Below are 19,687 nucleotides of genomic sequence, written 5' to 3'. Positions count from 1 at the left end.
CGCCGCAAGGTGTGAGAGTTCAAGTCTCTCCTTCCGCACCATATTTGTTGGGTTATCGCCAAGCGGTAAGGCACTGGCTTTTGATGCCAGCATTCCCTGGTTCGAATCCAGGTAACCCAGCCATATTTGTAAATGGTTGTATTAACCACTAGAGACTTTTGATGCCAGCATTCACTGGTTCCCTTTAGTTTAAAATCTAGCAGGTAATCCAATCATATTTGTAAGTGGTTTGAGTAATGCGAGTATAACCTAACTAGCAACTCGACTATTTTACTGGAAATTAGACGTCCTTAATTTCCTTAAGTATTAGGCTGAAAGCCTAATGTGATGGCTACGTAGCTCAGTTGGTTAGAGCACATCACTCATAATGATGGGGTCACAGGTTCGAATCCCGTCGTAGCCACCATTTATTCAAGCTTATTTGCTTTTACCAATTAGCCGATAGGTCTGTAGACAATTTGAGATGCGGAAGTGGCGGAATTGGTAGACGCACCAGATTTAGGTTCTGGCGCCGCAAGGTGTGAGAGTTCAAGTCTCTCCTTCCGCACCATCTCAAATTTATCTACAACAATGTTTTGCGGAAGTGGCGGAATTGGTAGACGCACCAGATTTAGGTTCTGGCGCCGTAAGGTGTGAGAGTTCAAGTCTCTCCTTCCGCACCATTATAAAAAAAGCACTCATTGAGTGCTTTTTTTATATCTAAAGTCCCAATGCGTATTTAAGTACCCTTTCTTTTATTGGCCCTAAATTATTCGCCACTTTCAGCACTGTATTTCGAGCGAACTTTAGCGGTACAGCATCGTTGCTGAACACTTTATAGAAAAAATCCATGCCTGATTGCATCAACAAGTTATCTGGTCGTCGTCTCAGTTCATATTGTTTTAACGTGTCTTTTGAATACCAATCTTGCTTATTTAGGATATCCAGCAGCACGGACACATCTTTAAAACCAAGATTAACGCCCTGCCCGGCTAGAGGGTTGATTGTATGAGCAGAATCCCCCACAAGAACGCAACGGTTTTTAAAGTAACTTTGCGCATGTCGGCGAACTAATGGAAATGCTCCTGCCTGCAACACCTTAATATTACCAAGCTCAGTCGGAAAGTGAGTTTCAATTTCTTTATGCAGAGCGTCATGTTTCATTGAGATGAGTTGCTTAATTCTTTTCGGCGAATCGTACCAAACTAAAGAGGCTTGATTGCCTTTGAGAGGTAAAAATGAGCGGGGTCCACTAGGAGTAAACCATTGCCAAGTAATATCTTGTTGGTGCTTCTCCGTCTCGACATTAACAAGCATACAATCCTGACGATAATCCCATGCAGTAATACCGATACCAGCAAGACTTCGAACCTTCGAATTTGCACCATCCGCACCGATCACCAAACTCGCTTCTAATTGTTGACCAGAAGAAAGAGTGACGACATTGCTATCCTCACCAAATTCAATGGAGTGTAAGCTATCTGGACAAAAAGATTCCAAGTTGGAATATTGCTTAGCTTGTGTCCATAAAGCCAGTTGAACCAATCTATTTTCAACAATATAACCTAATACGTCTAACCCTAACGACTCAGCATTAAACTTAGTCCGACACTCTGGATGTTCCCATGTTTCCAAACGACGATAGGGGCAAACTCGCATTGCTGTTACTTGTTCCCAAGTATCGAGTGATTCAAGCAACGCCACTGATGCTTTGGAAATCGCCGACACACGAATACCCATAGCTTGAGACGTTTCAAATGGTTGCGGTTCAACGCCTTCAACGAGCGCGATTTTTTTACCTTGCTTCAACGCACCTAAGGCAACGGCAGCACCTACCATTCCACCGCCAATAATGACTAAATCATATCGTTCCATTTCAGCTACTTCTTCTCTTCTATACATTCTCAAATCAGTGACTTTTCTATCTTAGCCACTGAAACCAGTAAACGACAACGCAGCCAAGTAACCATAGCATTGACAAGGTCTTTCAATCGATTTTAAAATCATTTATTCAACCTCTGGTCAGGCGGTTTTTAAAGCAGTACAATACTCGGCTTGCCACCTTTTGGCACGATAAATATGAGCACCATGCTCACTAAATTGAACACTGAAAACGAGCGAATGTAAAATGAGTAAGAAACTGCTAATTAAAACTTGGGGTTGCCAGATGAACGAATATGATTCGTCTAAAATGGCCGATCTGCTTAATGCCGCCAACGGTTATGAGCTAACCGACATTCCAGAAGAGGCAGATGTCTTACTTCTAAATACCTGCTCAATTCGCGAAAAAGCGCAAGAGAAAGTATTTCATCAGCTTGGCCGTTGGAAAACCCTCAAAGATAAAAAAGAGGGTGTTGTGATAGGGGTTGGGGGTTGCGTTGCCACTCAAGAAGGCAAGCATATTCGCGAACGTGCGCCGTTTGTAGACGTAATTTTTGGTCCTCAAACTTTGCATCGTCTTCCAGCAATGATCAAAGCATCACAAAGTGACCATGTCCCAGTCATGGATATCTCATTCCCTGAAATCGAAAAATTCGATAACCTGCCAGAACCGCGCGCTGACGGCGCAACGGCATTTGTCTCAATTATGGAAGGTTGCTCTAAGTACTGCACATACTGTGTTGTGCCTTATACGCGTGGAGAGGAAGTAAGCCGTCCAATGGACGATGTTCTCTATGAAGTCGCTCAACTAGCAGAACAAGGTGTAAGAGAAGTCAACTTACTCGGTCAAAACGTCAATGCGTTCCGAGGTCCAACTCATGACGGTGATATCTGTTCTTTTGCAGATTTACTGCGCCTTGTTGCTTCAATCGACGGTATCGACCGTTTGCGTTTTACTACTAGCCACCCACTAGAGTTTACCGACGATATCATTGCCGTTTACGAAGATACGCCTGAACTGGTCAGTTTTTTACATCTCCCCGTTCAAAGCGGCTCCGATCGTATTCTTACCATGATGAAGCGTCCTCACACCGCTATCGAATATAAATCCATCATTCGAAAACTACGTAAAGCGCGTCCGGACATCCAAATCAGCTCTGATTTTATCGTTGGTTTTCCGGGAGAGAGCGATATCGATTTTCAGGGCACAATGAAACTTATCAAAGATGTCGACTTTGATATGAGCTTCAGCTTTGTGTTCTCCCCTCGTCCGGGCACACCTGCTGCTGATTACCCTTGTGATTTACCAGAACAAGTGAAAAAAGACCGTCTGTTCGAATTACAACAACAGATAAATAGCCAAGCGATGCGTTATTCTCGCCAAATGCTAAACACGGAACAACGCGTTCTCGTTGAAGGACCGTCGAAGAAAAACTTGATGGAATTACGTGCACGTACTGAAAATAATCGCGTAGTAAACTTTGAGGGTTCCGCCGATCTTATCGGCCAGTTTGTTGATGTAAATATTACCGATGTATTCTCTAACTCGCTTCGTGGCGATCTAGTACGTACAGAACAAGATATGAATTTACGCATAGCAACCACGCCGACTGATATGATGTTAAAATCACGTAAAGAAGACGAGTTAGGTGTTGCAACATTTACACCTTAAGCTATCTTAAAAGTAAGCCAGAGCCCGATCGAAACCGGGCTCCTAGCTAGCTCTCCTGCTAGCGAAGTAAAAGGCAACAATGAGAGGCAAAATTGAGCAATAAAATATTGACGCTAGAGATAGATCTAGAACCTTCCGACAATCACCGTCTGTCCAGCCTTTGTGGCCCATTCGATGACAATATCAAACACCTAGAACGTAGACTTGGCGTCGAAATAAACCATCGTGGTAACGCATTCTCAATTGTTGGTAAATCACATATCGCCGCCGCAACGCTCGACATCATTAGAACAGTTTATGTTAATACAGCGCCTATAAGAGGCAACATCCCAGATATAGAACCAGAGCAGATCCATCTAGCAATTAAAGAGTCTGGTGTCCTTGAACAAACGGCTGAAGCCACTATTGAACATGGCAAAGAAGTCTTTATTAAAACAAAAAAAGGCGTCATTAAGCCCCGAACACCTAACCAAGCTCAATACCTAGTGAATATCGTCACGCACGATATAACCTACGGCATTGGCCCTGCTGGTACTGGCAAAACCTACTTAGCCGTTGCGGCAGCGGTTGACGCATTGGAAAGACAAGAAGTCCGTCGCATTCTATTAACTCGCCCAGCGGTAGAAGCGGGTGAAAAACTAGGATTTTTACCCGGTGATTTGAGCCAAAAAGTCGACCCTTACCTGCGCCCCCTTTATGATGCGCTATTTGAAATGCTTGGCTTTGAACGTGTTGAAAAACTTATCGAACGAAATGTGATTGAGGTTGCTCCACTAGCTTATATGCGTGGAAGAACTCTTAACGATGCATTTATCATTCTTGATGAAAGCCAGAATACCACCGTAGAACAAATGAAAATGTTCTTGACTCGTATTGGTTTTAACTCCCGTGCAGTGATTACCGGAGACGTGACGCAGATTGATTTACCCCGTGGAGCAAAATCAGGTTTGCGTCATGCTGTAGAGGTTCTCTCCGAGGTCGATGAAATAAGCTTCAATTTCTTCATTGCAGATGATGTCGTTAGGCACCCAGTAGTCGCTAGGATAGTTAACGCATATGAAAAATGGGAAGCCAAAGATCAAAAAGAACGAAATGAAATCGAAAAGCGCAGAAATGAAGAACGTGATGCACGTCTTTTAGAAGCACAAAAGACAAACTAATAAGCCAAGGGCACACAATGACAATTGAATTGGATCTACAGATCGCGGTAACTAACAATATTGATCTGCCAAGTAAGAATGACTTTCATACATGGCTATCCGAAACCGTTCGTCTTTTTCAGCCACAAGCAGAAGTCACTATCCGCCTAGTTGACGAAAAAGAAAGTCAGCAGTTGAATAGTGAGTACAGAGGAATGGACAAACCCACCAATGTACTCTCATTTCCTTTCGAGGCACCGCCAGAAATTGAACTTGACCTATTGGGTGATCTCATTATCTGTAAACAGGTCGTAGAAAAAGAAGCACAAGAACAGAATAAACCACTTTCTGCACATTGGGCGCATATGGTTGTACATGGTGCACTTCATCTGCTAGGTTATGATCATATCGATGATGAAGAAGCGGAAGAGATGGAATCTCTCGAAACAGAAATCATGCAAAATATGGGATTCGATGACCCTTATATCGATGAGAAGTGAGCTATCACACATCTGATAGCGTTAACATATGAGAAACCATGAACGACGAAAACTCTCCCAATTCCGAAGGGAATAATGGGAAATCAGAAGGTCCGAGTAGAAAGTCCTTCTTTGAACGCCTAGGCCAAATATTTCAGGGTGAACCAAAAGATCGCCAAGAACTTGTAGATGTAATACGAGATTCAGAAATTAATGACCTTATCGACCATGACACCCGAGATATGTTAGAAGGTGTGATGGAAATTGCAGAGATGCGTGTACGAGATATTATGATACCGCGCTCTCAAATGGTTACTGCTGAAAAAGAACATAATCTTGATGAGCTAGTCACTCTAATTACAGAAGCAACGCATTCTCGTTATCCTGTAATCAGCGAAGACAAAGACCATGTCGAAGGCATTCTACTAGCGAAGGACTTACTTAAATATTTAGGCTCTGGAAGTGAAGAGTTTGACATCAATAAAGTGATACGTCAGGCCGTCGTTGTGCCGGAAAGTAAGCGTGTTGATCGATTATTAAAAGAGTTCCGTGAGGAACGTTATCACATGGCAATAGTCGTAGATGAATTTGGTGGGGTATCAGGGTTAGTCACAATCGAAGATATTTTGGAAGAGATCGTAGGTGAGATAGAAGACGAGTTTGACGACGAAGAAGAAGAAGATATCCGTCAACTCAGTAAACATACGTTTTCGGTTAAAGCATTAACGACAATTGACGATTTTAATGACCGATTCGGTACCAAGTTCAGTGATGATGAAATAGATACCATCGGCGGTATGGTGATGACGAGTTTCGGTCACTTACCATCCCGTGGTGAAGCGGTAGAGATTGGTCATTATTACTTTAAAGTTGCTGCGGCGGATAATCGAAGAGTAATACAATTACAAGTCACCATTCCGGAAGAGGATGCCTCTTCCAATACTGAAGAGTAAAATGACTCACTTATAAGATTAGATGATGACAAAAAAATATCATCGCCTATTGCGGCCTATCTTGGCCGCTTTTGTTGGCGCTTCCACAACTCTTGCATTTGCCCCCTATCAAATATGGCCGATGGCATTTATCAGCCCTATTATTTTTATTCTACTCATTCACAACAAGACGTGGAAAGCGGCTGCACTTACTGGCTTTATGTTTGGTATAGGTCAGTTTTCAGTCGGTATTAGCTGGGTACATATCAGTATTGATACCTTTGGTGGCATGCCTAAAGTCGCCAGTCTTTTTTTAATGATTCTATTAGTTTCGTACCTATCGATTTATCCGGCATTATTCGCAGGGCTTACAAATCGATTCTTCCCTGAAAACAATAAAACACGTTACCTACTGGCAGTTCCATCTTTGTGGCTATTAACTGATTTGGCCCGAGGTTGGGTAATGACTGGATTCCCATGGATTTTACTGGGCTACAGTCAGCTCGAATCACCTCTTTCCGGCTTAGCGCCAATCGGTGGTGTCCAACTCATAACATTAGCAATAATGTTGAGCGCTAGCGGGTCAGTTTGGGTGCTAGTAAAGCGAAAACCGATCGGTCTCGTCCTTCCTTTGATTATATTCTTAAGCGCCTACGGCCTTAAACTAGTGGATTGGGTCGTTCCAGATGAATCTACTCGTACTTCATTTGCTCTAATTCAAGGTAATGTTTCTCAAGAAAAAAAATGGTTACCGAGTGAACGTTGGCCAACCTTAATGAAATTTTTGGACCTAAGCCGAGTCAATTGGGACGCGGATATTGTCATTTGGCCTGAAGCGGCGATACCCGCTTTGGAAAGGGAACTACCCAGTTTTCTACTTAATGTTGATAAAGCGGCTCGTATGAATGAAACCGCCCTCATTACCGGTGTCGTAACACAAAATTCTTCCGGAAATTATCATAACAGCGTCATAACCTTAGGTGATACACCGTCAGGTGAATACAATTACGAGACTCAACCTAGATACAATAAACACCACTTACTTCCATTTGGAGAGTTTGTACCATTCGCAGACATACTCCGCCCTATAGCGCCATTATTCAATCTGCCCATGTCTTCATTTAATCGTGGTGATTTAGTGCAAAACAACATCGTGGGCAAAGGCCGATATTTTGTCACTGCACTCTGTTACGAGATCATTTTTGGAGAACAGGTTAGAAAAAACATCAATCAAAACACAAACTTCATTTTAACTTTGTCTAACGATGCGTGGTTTGGGGATTCGATAGGGCCTCTTCAACACATGGAGATCGCTCAGATGAGGGCATTAGAAACCGGTAAGCCTGTTATTCGTGCAACCAACAATGGCGTAACGGCCATTACCGATTACAAGGGAAAAATCATCGCACAGATCCCACAATTTGAAACGGCGGTGTTAAGAGCAGAAGTGACATCAAGCAAAGGAAGCACCCCCTTCCTTACCTTAGGTTCATGGCCTATGGTCATGTTTTTAATCATGTCCTTAGTAATTTCGTTAGCTAAATTCGCATTGATCCGAAAATAAGGCGTATAAATGCTATTCCTCTAACTTGGTAGTTTTGCAATATTGCTCAATCACTATGTTTAAGGAGTCCACATGCGCCGAACTAAACCAATTAATATTGCCCTAGTCGTAACTTCGTTATCCCTTTTAGGATGTCAAACTAATACATTAAATCAACCGGATGGTAGTGGAGCCATTTTATTTCCTATTGAATTTGAGTTCACGAATACTTCTAAACATCCTTGCAGCAGAATTTCATTCGATTTTGGCAATACCAGCGAGGAATTTCGAATTTCTGTTACCGAAAACAAATCGGGCAGTTTTACGGGCATTGGCCTACTTACCAATATTCAACCTGGGAGTTATCATATCGATAAATTCCGCTGTTATGCACATAAGGGGAGAATATTCAACGGCTCTTCTAGCTATCTGGAGATGGATGCCGACCTAAAGGTTAATATAGAAGAAAACCGAGTACTAGCAACCCGCTATACATTAACAGGTCACAACACCAAAAAATTCAATAATGAAACTTCTTTTAAAGCTGAATTTGTCAATTTTGGGAGCGATGCTCAAGACAATGCGATTGCAACATTCACAGAAACGCCACTACCTACTGGCTGGTCCATAATTCGAGATTAATTACATAAGAAGAGAGCCTCACCATTGAGGCTTTCTTCTTTACGTTTTATTTTTACACAATGATACGTAATAGAATCAGCACTACGGTTTCAAAGAAACTCGAGTAAACGCCTGTCCACCGCAATTACTGCATGAATGGACGGTTGTAGGGTGAATATATCGCGTTTTTTGCCCGCACTTCTCACAAATCAGATGACCCAAGCCAATCACATCACCAACTTGGTAGACGCCTTGATGCTCCAAATCTTCAAACAACTCCACCCACTCTACTTTAGTACGATCGGTAATATCGAGTAGAGCCTGCCAAATTGAATCGGCAACCATGATGGAGAATGGGCTTTCTTTGCTTTCTTGATAATTATCTGCAAACTCTTTCAAATCTGATTTAACATAGGCCGAAACAAGAGCGATTTCGTCCTTAGTCATATCACTGGCTGCGTGAGCGACCTCTCCAGAGGTTTCTAGTGCTTTTTTAAGTTCCTCTGGGCTCTGCTTCAGTGCTTCAACTACCTCTTCGAACTTCTCTTCATAACCTAGTTTGCGCTTTGGCATAGAGTACCTCCGTTATATTCCGTCGAGTTCGTACAATCTTATCTTTATTGTAGCTTGTTGTACGTGCTTGCTTTAGGTATTCTATGCCGATCAATACAAATCTGATCGAACCGATCTCACATATTCCAAGATAACCGGATTTCATAGATGCAAGAGCAATATAACCCGCAAGAGATTGAACAAAAAGTTCAAAAGCACTGGGACGACAATAAAACATTCGTCGTAACCGAAGACCCAAGTAAAGAAAAATTTTACTGTCTCTCCATGTTCCCTTATCCAAGTGGACGACTCCACATGGGTCACGTGCGTAACTACACTATCGGTGATGTAGTCTCTCGTTTCCAGCGTCTACAAGGTAAAAACGTTATGCAGCCAATTGGCTGGGATGCGTTTGGTTTGCCTGCAGAAAATGCCGCAGTAAAAAATAAAACGGCACCCGCGCCTTGGACATATGAAAATATCGAATACATGAAAAACCAGCTTAAATTGCTCGGTTTTGGCTACGATTGGAAGCGCGAATTCGCTACCTGCACGCCAGAGTACTACCGCTGGGAACAAGAGTTTTTCACTCAGCTATACAACAAAGACTTAGTTTATAAAAAAACCTCTTCCGTTAACTGGTGCCCTAACGACCAAACCGTTCTTGCTAATGAGCAGGTAGAAGACGGATGTTGCTGGCGCTGTGATACCCCAGTAGAACAAAAAGAGATCCCGCAGTGGTTTATTAAAATCACGTCATACGCTCAGGAGCTTCTTGACGAATTAGACAACTTAGACGGTTGGCCTGAAAAAGTTAAGATCATGCAGCGTAACTGGATTGGCCGTTCTGAAGGTGTAGAACTCACATTCGAAGTTAGCAACCAAGCTGACTTAGAAGTCTACACAACTCGCCCAGACACCTTAATGGGTGTAACTTATGTCGCCGTCGCTGCTGGTCACCCACTGGCGACACTCGCAGCTCAGAACAATGCTCCACTTGCCCAGTTCATTGATGAATGCAAAAACAACAAAGTAGCCGAAGCTGAACTCGCAACGATGGAGAAAAAAGGAATGGACACAGGCCTTAAGGCTGTCCATCCCCTTAATGGCCGTGAAGTACCTATCTATGTCGCCAACTTTGTACTGATGGATTATGGTACTGGTGCAGTAATGGCCGTACCAGCACACGACCAACGTGACTACGAATTTGCAACCAAATATGGCCTAGACATTGCGCCAGTGATCAAACCAGAAGATGGCAGCGAGCTCGATGTTTCTGAAGTGGCCTACACTGAAAAAGGCGTGCTATTCAACTCTGGCGAATTCGATGGCCTCGCATTCAAAGATGCTTTTGATACGATTGCAGCAAAACTCGAGTCTGAGAACAAAGGTAAGAAAACCGTCAATTTCCGCCTTCGTGATTGGGGTGTCTCCCGTCAACGCTATTGGGGTACACCCATCCCAATGGTCACTACACAAGATGGTGAAGTCCATCCTGTGCCAGCCGACCAACTGCCAGTTATTCTTCCAGAAGATGTAGTGATGGATGGCGTGACTAGCCCGATCAAAGCAGACAAAGCGTGGGCAGAGACAACCTTTAATGGTGAACCAGCCTTACGCGAAACGGATACTTTCGACACCTTTATGGAGTCTTCGTGGTATTACGCTCGCTACTGTTCGCCACAAGCTGATGAGATGCTTGATTCCGATGCGGCTAATTACTGGTTACCTGTTGACCAATATGTCGGCGGTATTGAGCACGCATGTATGCACCTGCTCTATTCTCGTTTCTTCCATAAACTGCTCCGTGATGCTGGAATGGTTAAGAGCGACGAACCGTTTAAGAAACTACTTTGTCAGGGTATGGTGCTTGCAGATGCTTATCACTACACCACGGAAAAAGGAACAAAAGTCTGGGTTTCACCAACAGACGTTACTATTGAGCGTGATGAGAAAGGCCGTATTGTTCAGGCCGTAGATATGGATGGCAACGAGGTTGTTCATACTGGCATGACGAAAATGTCTAAGTCCAAGAACAACGGCATCGATCCCCAAGAGATGGTGGATAAATATGGCGCAGATACAGTGCGTTTATTTATGATGTTCGCCTCTCCTGCCGATATGACCTTAGAATGGCAAGAGTCTGGCGTTGAAGGTGCGAACCGTTTTCTTAAACGTGTGTGGAAACTGGTTAACGAGCACACATCAAAGGGGGCTAGCGAAACGTTAGATAGCTCGGCATTGAATGGCAACCAGAAAGCGTTACGTCGTGATGTACATAAAACGATTGCCAAAGTAACGGATGATATTGAACGTCGTCAAACATACAATACCGCGATTGCCGCCATCATGGAATTGATGAACAAATTAGCAAAAGCACCTCAGGACATGCCGCAAGACAGGGCCATTCTGGATGAAGCTTTAAAAGCGGTTGTTTGTATGTTGTACCCTATTACACCTCATATCTCTTATGAATTATGGGAAACTTTAGGCGAATCAGCAATAGACACTGCCATCTGGCCAACAGCTGATGATGAAGCGATGGTAGAAGACGAAAAGCTTATTGTTGTGCAGGTCAATGGTAAACTTAGAGCAAAACTTACTGTTGCTGCTGACGCAACAAAAGAACACGTTGAAAGCCTTGGATTGAATGACGTGAATGTAACTAAATTCACTGATGGCAAAACCATTCGTAAGGTTATCTATGTACCAGGTAAATTACTTAATATCGTTGCGAACTAATTCGTTCGAGAACTTAATTAAGGTTTAGCGGTCAATAAACAGGATGTGCATTCATCCTGTTTATATTTATCTAATCGGAATTAGAACACTAGATTCTTATTAGATAAATATAAAAAGCAGAGAGTATTTTTGTGAAACCAATTTCCTTCAAAATTTCAATTAAAGTTATGGTTGTTGTACTATTTTCAGTGGTGTTATCTGCCTGTGGTTTTCACCTACGTGGCGACTATTTAATACCTGACGAAATATCAAAGCTTTCCTTCACCAGCTTCGATAAATATAGTCAGTTAACTAGAAATGTAGATGCTCAACTTAGGTTAAATAACATTCAAGTGATTCCCCCTTCCGCGAGCATTCCAAATTTACACCTGGTCAGTGAGAGCGTCAGTGAAAGCACTTTATCACTATACCAAAACAGCCGCGCAGCTGAAAAAGCACTCACTTATAACACCTCTTATCGGATCACAATTCCGGAACTTGGCACAAAAACTTACTCCACCACTGTCACTCGGAATTATCTCGACAATCCAAGTACAGCGTTAGCAAAATCTGTCGAAAAAGATATGATTGAAGATGAAATGCGCCTACAAGCCGCCTCTCTAATTATGCGACAAATGGCGCGAGTAAAACAGCAAATCATTGAAGGTGAAATGGTATTTGATACTGAAGAAAACGTCGATACCAACCTTTCTAGCCCAACTGAAACTATTGCAAACGACAAAGAAGTCACCTCGTCACAGATTGACATTAAAAGCGAGTAATTGACAGAATGCGCATCTTTGCGGACAAGCTACTTGACCAACTAAGCAGGCAATTGCATAACAGCTATCTCGTTTTTGGCAATGAGCCGCTGCTCGTTCAAGAAAGCCGTGACGCCATTATTGCCACAGCAAAAATGGCGGGGTTTGATGAAAAGCATAACTTTACCGTGGATACTCAGATTAATTGGAATGATGTTGTTGACTGTTGCCATGCCCTAAGCCTATTTTCAAGCCGACAAATTATCGAATTAGAAGTCCCGGAAGCGGGTATCAATGCCGCCGCTTCTAAAGAGCTTATTCAATTAGCCGAAAGTCTTCATCCTGATATTTTGCTACTTATTGTCGGCAGTAAGTTGACAAAAGCGCAAGAAAACGCAAAGTGGTTTAAGACATTAAACCAACAAGGTATCTGGGTAAGTTGTCTTTCTCCTGATATTCAAAGATTACCTCAGTTCATCCAAAACCGATGTCGAAAACTCAAACTTAAACCCGATGCACAAGCACTTCAAATGCTTGCACAATGGCATGAAGGCAATTTACTTGCACTCGTTCAGAGCCTTGAGAAACTGACTCTGCTGTATCCCGATGGTGAGCTTAACCTAATTAGAATTGAAGAGTCACTGAGCAGACACAATCACTTTACGCCATTTCACTGGATGGATGCGTTGCTAGCCGGAAAACCCAACCGAGCACAACGTATTCTTCGTCAGTTGCAGTTAGAGGGTATCGAGCCTGTCATTTTATTGAGAACCTTCCAGCGCGAAGTAAGTTTGATAACAGAACTGAAAAATGAATCACTACATACTTCTATCAACTCTGTTTTTGATAAACGCCGCATTTGGCAAAGCAAACGCCCTTTGTATAGCGCAACACTACAACGATTGGAATTGATTCAAATACGCCGGATATTCAAAGGGCTGAATCAAGCAGAAATAACGACGAAAACCCAATATAACGATTCAGTTTGGCCAATCATTGCACAACTTTCGTTGGAGTTCTGCTCTTCAGTTCCAGCCGTTTTCCCAGACCTGCCAATTCAAAGATAAAGAATGTTATAATCTTTTGTGAGCACTTTTAATTTTAACGAGGTATTAATTTGTTAAGCGACGACCTAAAAACATTTCTCGCAAGTAAAGCAGACGACATGAAAGCCGAAGATATTGTTACCATCGATGTTGTTGGTAAATCTAGCGTCACTGATTATATGATAGTCTGTACAGGCAGTTCTAAACTCCATGTATCCTCTATTGCGAACAACATGGAATCAGAAGCAAATAGTATTGGTTTGTCATCGTTGGGTATCGACGGTGAAAAAGAAGGTGAGTGGGTAGTATTAGATATGGGCGATGTCATGGTACATGTAATGCAGAAAGAACATCGTGAACTATATCAACTAGAAAAACTCTGGAGCTAACGTTGAAGATTCAGCTGATTGCTGTTGGAACTAAAATGCCTAAATGGGTAGAAGAAGGATTCAACGAGTATAAACGCCGTTTTCCCCATGATATGCCTTTAGAGTTGATAGAAATCACCGCAGGTAAAAGAGGCAAGAACGCAGACATCGCAAGAATTCTTCAAAAGGAAGGCGAAGCCATGCTTTCGGCTGTAGCAAAAGGTAACCGAGTTGTCACCTTAGACATTCCAGGGAAACGGTGGGATACGGAACAATTAGCGCAGCAACTAGAAAGCTGGAAACTAGACGCAAGAGATGTCTCAATATTGGTCGGGGGTCCCGAAGGGTTGGCTCCTGCCTGCAAGGCTGCAGCCGAACAGAGCTGGTCTCTTTCTCCTCTAACACTGCCACACCCCTTAGTTAGGGTTATCATGGCTGAAAGCTTATATCGAGCTTGGAGCATCACTACAAACCATCCGTATCATCGAGAATAGAGTGACATGAGACGTAGACGCACTCAAATTCGCGACCATCAAATAGAATCTCGACTATTCAAAAGTAGAGCTGTCATTTCGTTTTTTGGTATTGTAGCGATGATAGCGGTACTGATTGGTAATTTGTACCATATCCAAGTCAACCAATATCAAGACTATAAAACTCGTTCAAACGATAACCGCATAAAAATAGTTCCTATCGCACCAAATAGAGGGTTAGTTTACGACCGAAACGGCAAAATATTAGCCGAGAATAGACCTGTTTTTAACCTAGAACTTATCCCTGAAAAGATAGAGAACATCGAAGAAACGCTGATTGAACTGCAAAAAATACTCGATATCCCACCAGAGAGAATCCAAGCGTTTCACAAAGAACGAAGACGTGTACGTCGCTTCAAATCTGTTCCGTTACTTACCCAGTTAAACGAACAACAAGTGGCTATTTTTTCTGTCAATCAGTATCGATTCCCAGGCATCAAAGTTACTGCGACGTTAAAGCGATTCTACCCATATGGGTCTGCACTCACCCATGTTTTAGGCTACGTATCTAGAATCAATGATCGTGATGTACTCAAACTCGCGAGGGAAGGAAAAGAGAGTAATTACCAAGCGACTCGTGACATCGGCAAGCTCGGTATAGAGCGCTACTACGAAGAAGTATTGCATGGCACCGCAGGCTATCAAGAAGTTGAGGTCAATAGTCGCGGACGAGTGATTCGAACCCTGAAATATATCCCACCTATCCCGGGGAAAGATTTGGTTCTTAACCTGAATATAGATGTTCAACTATACGTCTATAAACTGTTAGATAACCGACGTGGTTCCGCAGTAGTACTCGATCCAAAAGACAACGGAATCCTAGCGATGGTATCGACACCAAGCTATGACCCTAATGCGTTCGTCCACGGTATTTCGAGTAAAGCCTACAATAAGTTACTTAATAATAAAAACCGCCCCTTGGTTAACCGAGCGACATTGGGCATATATCCTCCGGCTTCAACAGTGAAACCTTTCATCGCTGTTGCTGCACTGCAAGAAGGTATCGTGACACCCTATACCACTCGAAATGATCCGGGCTTTTGGAAAATACCAAATTCAAAAACTAAACCATTTAGAGATTGGTTACGTTGGGGACACGGTCGAATTAATATTACTCAGTCTATTGAAGAATCTGTCGACACCTTTTTTTATCAAATAGCATATGATTTAGGCATAGATAGACTCTCATCTTGGATGATGAAATTCGGTTTTGGTGACTATACCGGTATCGATATCCATGAAGAAAGTAAAGCCAATATGCCAAGCCGAGAATGGAAAATGGCTCGCCACAGAACCCCTTGGTACCAGGGTGATACTATTCCGGTTGGTATCGGACAAGGTTACTGGACCGCCACGCCAATGCAAATTGCTAAGGCGACCTCTGTGCTGATTCATAGAGGCGTAGTCATACCACCTCATTTACTGAAGGCGACAATAGATAATACAACCGATACAAAAACCATCACACCTGAACCAATCGATGATTATCCTCCAATATTGGGTGTTCCTGACAAGTATTGGGATATTGCAATAAAGGGAATGAATCTGGTCAACCATGGTAAAAAAGGCACCGCGCGCAGAGCATTTCAAAAACTAGGCTATCAAAGCGGTGGTAAATCGGGCACTGCACAAGTATTCGGATTAAAAGAAGACGAAGAATACAACGCGGAAGAACTTGACGAATACCTAAGAGACCATGCTCTGTTTACTGGTTTTGCACCTCTAGAGGACCCACAAGTTGTCGCGACTATTGTGCTAGAAAATGCTGGAGGGGGCTCGACTAACGGAGCACCTATCGTGCGCAAGATATTTGATAAAGTCATATTAAACAAAGAAGATGGAGAGGAAAAGTAATGAAACTAGATCCATCTACTGGGAAAAGCCGCGTTTTCTTTGAAAGGTTTCATGTTGACCTTCCTTTGCTATTAGGTTTAATCGCCGTAATGATATTTGGCCTCATGGTCATGTACAGCGCAAGCGGTCAAAACTTAGCGATGATGGAACGCCAAGCAATGCGAATGATTTTGGCGCTAGGCGTGATGATTTTATTGGCTCAGATATCCCCACGTACTTACGAAGCTTTTGCGCCTTTTTTGTTCATTGTTGGGGTAACATTACTATTGGGTGTACTCTTTTTTGGTGAGTCATCAAAAGGGGCTCAGCGCTGGCTAAACATAGGATTCATACGCTTCCAACCTTCAGAATTGCTCAAGCTTGCCGTCCCATTAATGATAGCCAGATTTATTGGTAAACAGTCTCTCCCACCCTCATTCAAGACGCTAATAATTTCATTGGTTATGGTCTGTGTACCGACTATATTGATCGCTAAGCAGCCGGATCTAGGCACCTCTATTCTTATCGCCGCATCAGGTATATTCGTTATTTTTCTGGCAGGGATCAGTTGGCGCTATATTTTTTCAGCTACGCTCGCCGTCGGCGCATTTGCCCCCATTCTTTGGTTCTTCTTGATGCGCGAATACCAAAAAGTGAGAGTACGTACTCTTTTTAATCCAGAGTCTGACCCATTAGGTGCTGGATATCATATTATTCAGAGCAAAATCGCAATTGGGTCAGGTGGTATAGCCGGAAAAGGCTGGCTGCAAGGAACCCAATCCCAATTAGAATTTTTACCTGAGCGACATACTGACTTTATCTTTGCAGTCATCGCTGAAGAGTGGGGTATGCTAGGCATTCTTAGCTTATTTGCTCTTTACCTGTTCATTATTGGGCGAGGTTTATATCTTGCCAGCCAATCTCAATCCGCTTTTGGTAGAATGATGGCAGGAAGTGTCATGTTAAGCTTCTTCGTATACATATTTGTAAATGTAGGAATGGTCAGTGGCATACTACCTGTTGTAGGTGTTCCATTACCACTTATCAGTTATGGTGGCACATCCATGGTTACGCTAATGGCTGGCTTTGGTATTTTGATGTCTATCCATACCCATAGAAGCATGTTATCAAAAGCGACATAATGACAATAAAACAGACAATACTCAGTACACTTTTAGTTCTTTTATTGGCTGCCTGCTCTAGCTCCGGCGGCCGTTATTCGATATCCAATGATGTGGGTCCGGAAAAACCGATACAGCTCGACCATATTGAAGACGCCCACCCCGTCTATGAACCTTTTAGTCGAGGCGGAAATCGAGATTACAAACTGCGCGGTGGTTCATACAAAATCATCAAGAATCCCGATGGTTTTAAGCAGAGCGGACAAGCCTCTTGGTACGGTAAAAAGTTCCATGGGCACCTTACTTCAAATGGTGAAGTCTATGACATGTACTCCATGTCTGCAGCACATAAGACCTTACCTATACCAAGTTACGTTAAGGTAACCAACAAAGACAATGGTAAAAGCACCATTGTCCGTGTCAATGATCGCGGGCCATTTCACGATGGGCGGATTATCGACCTTAGCTATGCCGCAGCTTACAAGTTAAATGTCGTGAATACGGGAACCGCAAATGTTGATATAGAGTACATATCGACAAAACCTCAGATACCTTTGTCAAAAACACCAAAAGCCACAGCTGGTTATAGTATTCAAACGGCCTCATCAAATCATGAAGAAAGAAGTCGAACTTTAGCTAAAAATATTGGTCAAACTCTTTCAATGAAGACCTATGTCGAACCAAATAAAGATAGCTATCGAGTCCTCGTTGGCCCATTTATAGATTATTCAGAATCCGTAGATGCGTTAGAAATATTGAGAAAAAATGGGTACCCGCAGGCCTTTATTAGAAAAAACAAAAATTAACGTATATCATGCAGTACTAGCGAATTGACCGAATTTTTGTCATAGTGCATCCATAATTGCTGTCGAAGCTGTAATATTAAGGCTTTCGGCTTAAATAGTGTTATAACCAATAAAATTGATATTACAGATGAATAAATCGAAACTTACTTTTAAATCATTGCTTCTCGTGACAGCTGCACTATCTGCTCCATTTTCATATTCAGCGCCTATTGTCGTTCCCGATGCGCCTCAGATAGCGGCTAAAGGCTATGTGCTTATTGATTTCAACTCTGGAAAGGTTATTGCCGAAAAGGAAAAAGACACCCAGCTTTCTCCTGCAAGTTTAACTAAGATGATGACCAGTTATGTTATTGGTCAAGAACTAGCCCGTGGCAACATATCGTTGCAAGACGAAGTTGTCATCAGTAAAAATGCGTGGGCTAAAAATTATCCTGACTCATCAAAAATGTTTATCGAAGTAGGCACCACCGTTAAGGTTGAGGATCTAAATCGAGGTATCATTGTTCAGTCTGGCAACGACGCCTGTGTCGCGATGGCTGAACACGTGGCAGGTTCTGAAGACGCCTTTGTTGACCTCATGAATGCGTGGGCAAATTCGATCGGCATGTCTCGTACTCACTTTGCCAATGTTCACGGCTTAGATCATAACGAACTCTATTCAACACCTTACGACATGGCACTTCTTGGTCGCGCATTAATTCGTGATGTACCAGAAGAGTATGCGATTTATAGCGAAAAACAATTTACCTTCAACGGCATAACACAGTACAACCGTAACGGCTTATTGTGGGATAAAAGCATGAATGTGGATGGCATTAAAACAGGCCACACAAGCAAAGCCGGATACAGCCTAGTCAGCTCGGCAACTGAAGGAAAAATGCGCCTCGTTGCTGTAGTAATGGGAACAAAGAGCGAAAATGCGCGTAAAGCAGAAAGCAAAAAACTGCTCAATTACGGATTCCGCTTCTTTGAAACCGTTGCTCCACATAAAGCGGGCGAAACCTTCGTTAGTGAGCGTATTTGGATGGGTTCACAAGAAAACGTTGCCTTAGGTGTTGCGAGAGATACGTTTGTCACTCTACCTAGAGGCCAAGCTAAGAATTTAAAAGCAAGTTTCGTGCTAGAAAAAGAGCTTACGGCACCAATTAGTCAAGGTGATGAAGTTGGGAAGCTTTACTATCAAGTCGATGGTGAAGATATCGCTGAATATCCACTACTTGCACTAGAAGATGTCGATAAAGGCGGTGTATTTAGTCGTCTAGTTGACTACTTTATCCTTCTTTTTAAGAGCTGGTTCTAAAAACTAGCGATAAACAAATTGTATTAAAAGGTCACTTAAATGTGGCCTTTGTTTTTCTTGAGATTGATCTTTTTTGAGCGTAGTATGCGCTGCTAAATAAAACCTCTGGAGTAATTCATGCAAGAACAACCAACGCTTAAAGACCTGTTAGAGTTTCCTTGTCAGTTCACCTACAAGGTTATGGGTTATGCTAAACCTGAGCTACCAGAACTGGTTTTACAAGTAATTCAAAAATACGCACCTGGTGATTACAGCCCTACGATAAAACCAAGCGGAAAAGGGACATACAATTCTGTCTCTGTAACGATTACAGCAACATCTATCGAGCAAGTGGATTCACTTTATAAAGAACTCGGTGAAATTGATATCGTTCGTATGGTTTTATAAACAAACAAATAAG

At 42.6% G+C, this 19,687-nt stretch carries 18 protein-coding genes and 4 tRNA genes; 20 read left to right on the top strand and 2 right to left on the bottom strand.

From position 1 onward, the window contains the following. Positions 1 to 48 precede the first annotated feature (48 nt). The 4 genes from AACW90_RS20620 to AACW90_RS20605 all read left to right on the top strand — a co-directional run bounded on the left by AACW90_RS20620 (position 49) and on the right by AACW90_RS20605 (position 662). Positions 49 to 123, top strand: a tRNA-Gln gene (locus AACW90_RS20620). 206 nt (positions 124 to 329) lie between these two features. Further along, a tRNA-Met gene (locus tag AACW90_RS20615) sits at positions 330 to 406 on the top strand. A gap of 59 nt (positions 407 to 465) precedes the next feature. After that, positions 466 to 550 (top strand) — tRNA-Leu (locus tag AACW90_RS20610). Between the two features lie 27 nt (positions 551 to 577). Next, positions 578 to 662: transfer RNA gene (locus AACW90_RS20605), tRNA-Leu, on the top strand. Between the two features lie 37 nt (positions 663 to 699). On the opposite strand, the gene AACW90_RS20600 is transcribed toward AACW90_RS20605, so the two are convergent. After that, on the bottom strand, positions 700 to 1,854 hold the full coding sequence (locus tag AACW90_RS20600) for a 2-octaprenyl-3-methyl-6-methoxy-1,4-benzoquinol hydroxylase (RefSeq protein ID WP_390238347.1): 1,155 nt from the start codon (positions 1,852 to 1,854) through the stop codon (positions 700 to 702). Between the two features lie 253 nt (positions 1,855 to 2,107). Between AACW90_RS20600 and miaB the strand changes: the two genes are divergently transcribed. From miaB to AACW90_RS20570, 6 genes are all read left to right on the top strand, one after another. Next, entirely contained in the window at positions 2,108 to 3,532 is a 1,425-nt protein-coding gene (gene miaB, locus AACW90_RS20595; RefSeq protein WP_390238331.1) for a tRNA (N6-isopentenyl adenosine(37)-C2)-methylthiotransferase MiaB, read from the top strand. 92 nt (positions 3,533 to 3,624) lie between these two features. Continuing rightward, a complete protein-coding gene (locus tag AACW90_RS20590; RefSeq protein WP_347998255.1) occupies positions 3,625 to 4,692 on the top strand; it encodes a PhoH family protein in 1,068 nt (355 codons plus the stop codon). Positions 4,693 to 4,709: 17 nt separating this feature from the next. Continuing rightward, a complete protein-coding gene (ybeY, locus tag AACW90_RS20585; protein WP_390238329.1) occupies positions 4,710 to 5,171 on the top strand; it encodes an rRNA maturation RNase YbeY in 462 nt (153 codons plus the stop codon). A 38-nt stretch (positions 5,172 to 5,209) separates the two neighbouring features. Further along, a complete protein-coding gene (corC, locus tag AACW90_RS20580) occupies positions 5,210 to 6,103 on the top strand; it encodes a CNNM family magnesium/cobalt transport protein CorC (protein ID WP_390238325.1) in 894 nt (297 codons plus the stop codon). A gap of 25 nt (positions 6,104 to 6,128) precedes the next feature. Beyond that, positions 6,129 to 7,646 (top strand): apolipoprotein N-acyltransferase, encoded by a 1,518-nt coding sequence (gene lnt, locus AACW90_RS20575; RefSeq protein ID WP_390238345.1) that lies wholly within the window; start codon positions 6,129 to 6,131, stop codon positions 7,644 to 7,646. A 72-nt stretch (positions 7,647 to 7,718) separates the two neighbouring features. Further along, positions 7,719 to 8,267 (top strand): hypothetical protein, encoded by a 549-nt coding sequence (locus tag AACW90_RS20570; RefSeq protein WP_390238323.1) that lies wholly within the window; start codon positions 7,719 to 7,721, stop codon positions 8,265 to 8,267. A gap of 81 nt (positions 8,268 to 8,348) precedes the next feature. On the opposite strand, the gene AACW90_RS20565 is transcribed toward AACW90_RS20570, so the two are convergent. Beyond that, on the bottom strand, positions 8,349 to 8,819 hold the full coding sequence (locus AACW90_RS20565) for a zinc ribbon-containing protein (protein WP_390238321.1): 471 nt from the start codon (positions 8,817 to 8,819) through the stop codon (positions 8,349 to 8,351). Between the two features lie 147 nt (positions 8,820 to 8,966). Here AACW90_RS20565 and leuS point away from each other — a divergent pair, with 147 nt between their 5' ends. From leuS to ybeD, 10 genes are all read left to right on the top strand, one after another. After that, a complete protein-coding gene (gene leuS / locus AACW90_RS20560) occupies positions 8,967 to 11,540 on the top strand; it encodes a leucine--tRNA ligase (protein WP_390238319.1) in 2,574 nt (857 codons plus the stop codon). Positions 11,541 to 11,707: 167 nt separating this feature from the next. Further along, positions 11,708 to 12,301, top strand: coding sequence for an LPS-assembly lipoprotein LptE (locus tag AACW90_RS20555; protein WP_390238343.1), 594 nt, complete (start codon positions 11,708 to 11,710; stop codon positions 12,299 to 12,301). Positions 12,302 to 12,309: 8 nt separating this feature from the next. Continuing rightward, on the top strand, positions 12,310 to 13,347 hold the full coding sequence (gene holA / locus AACW90_RS20550) for a DNA polymerase III subunit delta (protein WP_390238316.1): 1,038 nt from the start codon (positions 12,310 to 12,312) through the stop codon (positions 13,345 to 13,347). A 50-nt stretch (positions 13,348 to 13,397) separates the two neighbouring features. After that, a complete protein-coding gene (gene rsfS, locus AACW90_RS20545) occupies positions 13,398 to 13,715 on the top strand; it encodes a ribosome silencing factor (protein ID WP_390238314.1) in 318 nt (105 codons plus the stop codon). Between the two features lie 2 nt (positions 13,716 to 13,717). Beyond that, positions 13,718 to 14,188, top strand: a complete 471-nt coding sequence (gene rlmH / locus AACW90_RS20540) for a 23S rRNA (pseudouridine(1915)-N(3))-methyltransferase RlmH (protein WP_390238310.1) — start codon at positions 13,718 to 13,720, stop codon at positions 14,186 to 14,188. A gap of 6 nt (positions 14,189 to 14,194) precedes the next feature. Then, positions 14,195 to 16,081 carry a penicillin-binding protein 2 gene (gene mrdA / locus AACW90_RS20535; protein WP_390238307.1) on the top strand — a complete coding sequence of 629 codons (1,887 nt, stop codon included), beginning with the start codon at positions 14,195 to 14,197 and terminating at the stop codon, positions 16,079 to 16,081. Next, complete coding sequence (rodA, locus tag AACW90_RS20530; protein ID WP_195704071.1) at positions 16,081 to 17,202, top strand: rod shape-determining protein RodA; 1,122 nt, start codon at positions 16,081 to 16,083, stop codon at positions 17,200 to 17,202. Before mrdA ends, rodA begins: the two co-directional genes overlap by 1 nt. Next, on the top strand, positions 17,202 to 17,987 hold the full coding sequence (locus AACW90_RS20525) for a septal ring lytic transglycosylase RlpA family protein (RefSeq protein WP_390238304.1): 786 nt from the start codon (positions 17,202 to 17,204) through the stop codon (positions 17,985 to 17,987). The genes rodA and AACW90_RS20525 overlap by 1 nt, the downstream gene beginning before the upstream one ends. A 127-nt stretch (positions 17,988 to 18,114) precedes the next feature. Continuing rightward, on the top strand, positions 18,115 to 19,287 hold the full coding sequence (locus tag AACW90_RS20520) for a serine hydrolase (protein ID WP_390238301.1): 1,173 nt from the start codon (positions 18,115 to 18,117) through the stop codon (positions 19,285 to 19,287). 117 nt (positions 19,288 to 19,404) lie between these two features. Next, complete coding sequence (gene ybeD / locus AACW90_RS20515; protein WP_195704074.1) at positions 19,405 to 19,674, top strand: DUF493 family protein YbeD; 270 nt, start codon at positions 19,405 to 19,407, stop codon at positions 19,672 to 19,674. Positions 19,675 to 19,687 lie beyond the last annotated feature (13 nt).

The sequence above is a fragment of the Vibrio frigidus genome (genome assembly GCF_042465995.1).
Classification (GTDB): Bacteria; Pseudomonadota; Gammaproteobacteria; order Enterobacterales; family Vibrionaceae; genus Vibrio.
This window is presented reverse-complemented; position numbering and strand designations above follow the sequence as displayed.